Source organism: Rhodopseudomonas sp. WA056 (genome assembly GCF_010906995.1).
GTDB lineage: Bacteria > Pseudomonadota > Alphaproteobacteria > Rhizobiales > Xanthobacteraceae > Rhodopseudomonas > Rhodopseudomonas palustris_G.
This window is the reverse complement of sequence record NZ_QPFS01000194.1, coordinates 1-5463: the sequence shown is the minus strand read 5'-3', so window position 1 is coordinate 5463 and position 5463 is coordinate 1. Positions and strand designations below refer to the sequence as shown.

5 protein-coding genes are annotated in these 5463 nt (G+C 65.1%); 3 read left to right on the top strand and 2 right to left on the bottom strand.

Annotation, left to right across the window (positions count from 1 at the left end):
* The coding region (locus tag DU475_RS22940) for a GMC family oxidoreductase (RefSeq protein ID WP_205524519.1) at positions 1-792 on the top strand (792 nt) is incomplete at its 5' end.
* 321 nt (positions 793-1113) lie between these two features.
* Here DU475_RS22940 and DU475_RS22935 read toward each other — a convergent pair.
* On the bottom strand, positions 1114-1875 hold the full coding sequence (locus DU475_RS22935; RefSeq protein ID WP_164633426.1) for a glucose 1-dehydrogenase: 762 nt from the start codon (positions 1873-1875) through the stop codon (positions 1114-1116).
* Positions 1876-1983: 108 nt separating this feature from the next.
* Here DU475_RS22935 and DU475_RS22930 point away from each other — a divergent pair, with 108 nt between their 5' ends.
* Entirely contained in the window at positions 1984-2766 is a 783-nt protein-coding gene (locus tag DU475_RS22930; RefSeq protein ID WP_047309142.1) for an SDR family oxidoreductase, read from the top strand.
* A gap of 54 nt (positions 2767-2820) precedes the next feature.
* Here DU475_RS22930 and DU475_RS22925 read toward each other — a convergent pair whose 3' ends face one another.
* Positions 2821-3447, bottom strand: coding sequence for a response regulator transcription factor (locus tag DU475_RS22925; RefSeq protein WP_013503515.1), 627 nt, complete (start codon positions 3445-3447; stop codon positions 2821-2823).
* A 425-nt stretch (positions 3448-3872) separates the two neighbouring features.
* On the opposite strand from DU475_RS22925, the gene DU475_RS22920 reads away from it, so the two are divergent.
* The coding region (locus DU475_RS22920; RefSeq protein ID WP_246700404.1) for a hybrid sensor histidine kinase/response regulator at positions 3873-5463 on the top strand (1591 nt) is incomplete at its 3' end.

Below are 5463 nucleotides of genomic sequence, written 5' to 3'. Positions count from 1 at the left end.
CTGCAGGCCCATGGCATCGACGTCGTGCATCATCTGCCGGGCGTCGGCCAGAACCTGCAGGATCACCCCGACTTCATCTTCTCCTATCAGTCCGATGCGCCGTATTTCACCGGCACCAGTTTCACCGGGTTCGCGCGGCTGCTGTCGACGATCGGACAGTATCGCCGCGAGGGCCGCGGACCGCTGACCACCAACTTCGCCGAATGCGGCGGCTTCCTGAAGACCCGGCCCGACCTCGAGGTGCCGGACATCCAGTTGCATTTCGGTATGGCGATGGTCGATGATCACGGCCGCAAGCGGCATTGGGGCACGGGATTCTCCTGCCACTTCTGCCTGCTGCGGCCGGAGAGCCGCGGCAGCGTCAGCCTCGCCAGTGCCGATCCCTTGGCCCCGCCGCGGATCGATCCGAATTTCCTCGGCGATCCGTCCGATCTCGAAACCATGGTGGCCGGCTACAAGACCACGCAGCGCCTGATGCAGACGCCGGCGCTGCGCGCGCTGCAGCAGAAGGATCTGTTCACCGCCAACGTCCGCACCGACGACGACATCCGCGCCATCCTGCGCGCCCGCGTCGACACCGTGTACCACCCGGTCGGCACCTGCAAGATGGGCGCGGACAATGATCCGGAGGCCGTGGTGGATTCACGGCTGCGGGTGAAGGGCGTCGGATCCTTGCGCATAGTCGACGCCTCGGTGATGCCGACTTTGATCGGCGGCAACACCAACGCGCCGACGATCATGATCGGCGAGAAAGCGGCAGATATGATCCGTGAGGAGATGCGGGCGCACTGACGCGCGCATCTACCCGGCTTTGTCATTCCGGGGCGCGCGCAGCGCGAACCCGGAATCCAGAAGTTGGTCCCCGCGGCGCCCGCGCGGATGAACTCCTCGAGATTCCGGGTTCGCTCACTTCGTGAGCGCCCCGGAATGACGAGGGATAGAGCCTGCCCGCCGAGCGCACAGAACATCCAGCGCAGTCATTCCCAGATGCGTCCGCGGTCAAGCATGCGTGAGAAACACTCATGCTTGGCATCGCGCCGCAGCGCGTAGAAATGTCGGGTTCGCGAGCTGCACTCGCCTCCCGGAACGACAATTGAAAGGCGAAGCCGATTGCTACCCGAGCAAGAATCCGCCATCCACCGTCACCACGCTTCCGGTCATGTAGCGCGACGCGTTGGAGGCGAGCAGCAGGATGGCGCCGTCGAGGTCGGACTCGTGGCCGACGCGGCGTTGCGGGATGCTCTTGACCAGTTTCTCGCCGGCCGGCGTCGCCCACAAGTCGCGATTGATGTCGGTGTCGATGTAGCCCGGCGCCAGCGCGTTGACACGGATGCGCGAGCTGGCGAGCTCCAGCGCCATCGCCTTGGTGGCCTGGATGATGCCGGCCTTCGAGATCGCGTAAGGCGAGACGAATTTCAGCACGCTCTGGCCGAGCACCGAAGCGATGTTGACGATGTTGCCGCCCTGCTGGCGTGCGATCATCCGGCGCGCCACTTCGGTCGCCAGGAAGTAAGCGCCCTTCAGATTGGCGTCGATCACCTTGTCCCAATCGGCCTCGGTCTGATCGACCGCAAGTTTCTCGGTGGCGACGCCGGCATTGTTGATCAGCACGGTGATCGGGCCGAGCGCGGCCTCGGCCTGATCGAGCGCGCTCGCCATCGAGCCGAGATCGGTGACGTCCATCCGCACCGCCACGGCGCGTCCGCCGCTGTCCCTGATCTCTTGTTCGAGGCTCTGCAGCTTGTCGGTCTGCCGCGCCGCCAGCGCGACCGCAGCGCCGCGCGCGGCGAGCACGCGGGCGAATTGTCGGCCCAGCCCCTGCGACGCACCGGTGACCAGAATGACTTCGTTGCTGACGTCGAACAATGGATCCATGCCGCGTTTCCCGTTGATGTGTTATGCGTGGCCTTCCCCTTACCATGCCGAAACGGCTTGGCTACAGTACCGCCCTCACCGACATCGCCATCCAAGCTGGAGTGAACCGTGGATCTCGGAATCAAAGGCCGCCGCGCGCTGGTGTGCGCATCGAGCAAGGGACTTGGCCGCGGCTGCGCTGCGGCGCTCGCCGCCGAAGGCGTCCATGTGACGATGACCGCACGCGGCGCCGAGGCGCTGGCGCTGGCTGCAGCCGAGCTGCGCAAGGCCTATCCGGATGTCGAGATCATCGACGTCGCCGGCGACATCACCACCCCGGAAGGCCGCGCCGCCGCGCTGAAGGCGTGCCCGGAGCCGGACATCCTGATCAACAATGCCGGTGGTCCGCCGCCGGGCGACTTCCGCGACTGGACCCGCGACGACTGGATCAAGGCGCTCGACGCCAACATGCTGACGCCGATCGAACTGATCAAGGCGACCGTCGACAAGATGATCGAGCGCAAGTTCGGCCGCATCGTCAACATCACCTCGGCGGCCGTGAAGGCGCCGATCGACGTGCTCGGCCTGTCCAACGGCGCACGCTCCGGCCTGACCGGCTTTGTCGCCGGCCTGTCGCGCAAGACCGTCCGGCACAACGTGACGATCAACGCGCTGCTGCCGGGACCGTTCGACACCGATCGGCTGCGCGGCGTCGCGGCCGGCCAGGCCAAGGCGACCGGCAAGCCGGCCGAGCAGATCCTGGAAGCGCGGAAGAACGAAAACCCGGCGGGACGGTTCGGGACATCGGAGGAATTCGGTGCAGCCTGCGCATTCCTGTGCAGCGTGCACGCCGGCTACATCACCGGCCAGAACCTGCTGCTCGACGGCGGTGCCTTCCCGGGAACGATGTAAGCGTCGCGGCGACGTATCAGCCGGCAGCGGCGACGCTGCCGGCGCATGGCCCGGCTATTTCTGGGCCGACATGACGATCCGCACCAGATCGGTCGCGTTGCGGGCGCCGAGCTTCTTCATGATGTTGGCGCGGTGATACTCGATGGTGCGCGGGCTGATGCCGAGGTGCCGGCCGGCTTCCTTGTTGGTGTTGCCCGAGGAGAACAGCTCCAGCACCTCGCGCTCGCGCAAGGTGAGCGGCTCCTTGCCCGGGAAATTGTAGGATGGCGCCTTGCTGCCCTGGCTGGCGTCGCGCCGCCGCGAGAACGCTTCGATCGCCTCCTCGACCCGCGACACGATCTCCTTGCCGCGGAATGGCTTCTCGATGAAATCCAGGGCGCCGTTCTTGATGGCGTTGACGGCCATCGCGATGTCACCTTTGCCCGAAATCATGAAGATCGGCGCCGGGTAGTCCTCGGCGTGCAGCTCGGCCAGAATGTCGAGGCCGGACCGGCCGGGAATGTGAACGTCGAGCAGGATGCAGGCGGGGCTGCGATTGCGCGCCACGGCAAGCAACGATTCACCATCGGCGAAGCAGATCACCTGATAGCCCGCCGCCGACAGCACGATCGAGAGTGTCTCGCGCACCGCCGGATCGTCATCGACGACGAAGACCTCTCCTCCAGACGACTGCCCGTTCATCGCACGACCTCCCGGTAAATATCTTGAATGGAACGCACGCCCGACCAAATCCCGTAATTTTACGGGGATCCAAGTTAACGCGAAGACAGCACCAAACCGTTATGATGATCTCAGAATACGCGAGGTCGCCGGTGTTATCTGCTTCCACCTTACTAAGTGCGCGCCCGTCTCACACGCCACTCCCGTTTTCGCTCTCGGAACGATCCCCCGCGCGGGGTATCAGCCCGGCATCTCCATCTGGATCCACGAAGTTTCGCATTATCATTAGGAACCGGATTCGAGCAAGCAAGCGCTGGCGATGCGGCGGTGTCCGCGGGGATAACCTCGGCCCGGCGACCGCGATGCAACAGCCTGGCGACCGCGCCGCCGGCGTGCGACGCTCCTTCGCCCCACTCTCTCGTGGCTGATCCGGAGCCCAGCGTCCGATGCTTCCGTCGCCCCGCCCCAATCTGAAGCGTTCGCTGGTGGCCTTGCGCGTCACGACGGTGGCCCTGATCGCCACCATCGTCGGCACCAATTTGATCTTCCTCGGCAATCTGCGTGAAAGCACGCTGAGAACCGCAGAAACCAGTCTGGAGCGCTATACGCTGACGCTGGCGGAGGAAGCCGACCGGTCGTTCAAATCGGTCGACCTGCTGCTGTCGAGCATCCGCGACTACGTCGCACGCGCCGGCGTCACCGACAGTTCCTCGTATCGACGGCTGATGTCTCAGCAGAGCGCTCATTCGCTTCTCAGCGAGAAGATCACCGGCATGCCGCAGGTCGAAGCCGTGACCATGATCGACGAGGCCGGCAAGCTGATCAATTTCTCGCGCTATTGGCCGATCCCGGACATCGACATCTCCGACCGCGATTACTTCAAAGCGCTCAGCGGCGACCCTTCCCTGGTGAGTTTCATCAGCGCGCCGGCCAAGAACCGCGGTTCCAGCACCTGGAACATCTATCTGGCGCATCGCCTGAACGAATCGAACGGCAGGTTCATCGGCCTGCTGCTCGGTGCGATCTCGGTGAAGTATTTCGAAAATTTCTTCGCCGCGACGTCGCCGGGGCCCGGAACCGAGATTTCCCTGGTGCGCTCCGACGGCGTGTTGCTGGTCAGCTATCCGCGATCCGACAAGATCGGCACCGTCGTGACCGAGGCCGGCCGCCTCGCTCTCGCGGCGGGCGCCCGCCACCGCGAGGCGGCGGTCGCGAACAAGCGGCTCGGCGCCACCCGGATGCTGCCGAACTATCCGATCGTGGTGCGGGTCACCCAGCCGGAAGAGACCGCGTTGCAGAGCTGGCAGGACATGGCGGCCCTGATGATCGCAATGTCGCTGATCAGCGCGCTGGTGATCATCACCGGCAGCGTCGCGATCGCGCGCTGGTGGGGCAAGCAGCATCTCTATGCCGAGGCCGCCGAGGCGGCGAGCGCCGCCAAATCCAGCTTCGTGGCGATGATGAGCCACGAGATCCGCACCCCGATGAACGCGGTGATCGGTCTCGCCACCAACCTGCTGGACACCCGCCTCGACGCCGAGCAGCGTCAGGCTGTGACCGGCATTCACGACGCCGGCGACAACCTGTTGCAGATCCTCGACGACATTCTCGACTTCTCCAAGCTGGAAGCCGGCCGGCTCAGCCTCGAGCCGATTCCGTTCGCCCCGCGTAGCGTCGTCGACAATACGCTGAGCGTGATCGGGCCGCGCGCCGTCGCCAAGGGTCTGACCGTCCGCCAGCAGACCCGTGGCGACATTCCCCAGGCGCTGACCGGCGACGCCGGCCGCATCCGCCAGGTGCTGCTCAATCTGATCTCCAACGCGGTGAAGTTCACGGCGGCCGGTGAGATCGTGATCACCACCGAATGCCTTTCGCAGGATTCGACCACAGCCAGGATGCGGTGGACCGTCACCGACACCGGCATCGGAATTGCCGCCGACAAGATCGACTCGCTGTTCAAGGATTTCGTCCAGGCCGACAGTTCGATCAGCCGGCGGTTCGGCGGATCGGGACTCGGGCTCGCAATCAGCAAGCGGC

Coding starts and splice junctions, on each gene's coding strand:
- DU475_RS22935 (WP_164633426.1), bottom strand. CDS start 1,875: ATGGATCCATTGTTCGACGTCAGCAACGAAGTCATTCTGGTCACCGGT.
- DU475_RS22925 (WP_013503515.1), bottom strand. CDS start 3,447: ATGAACGGGCAGTCGTCTGGAGGAGAGGTCTTCGTCGTCGATGACGAT.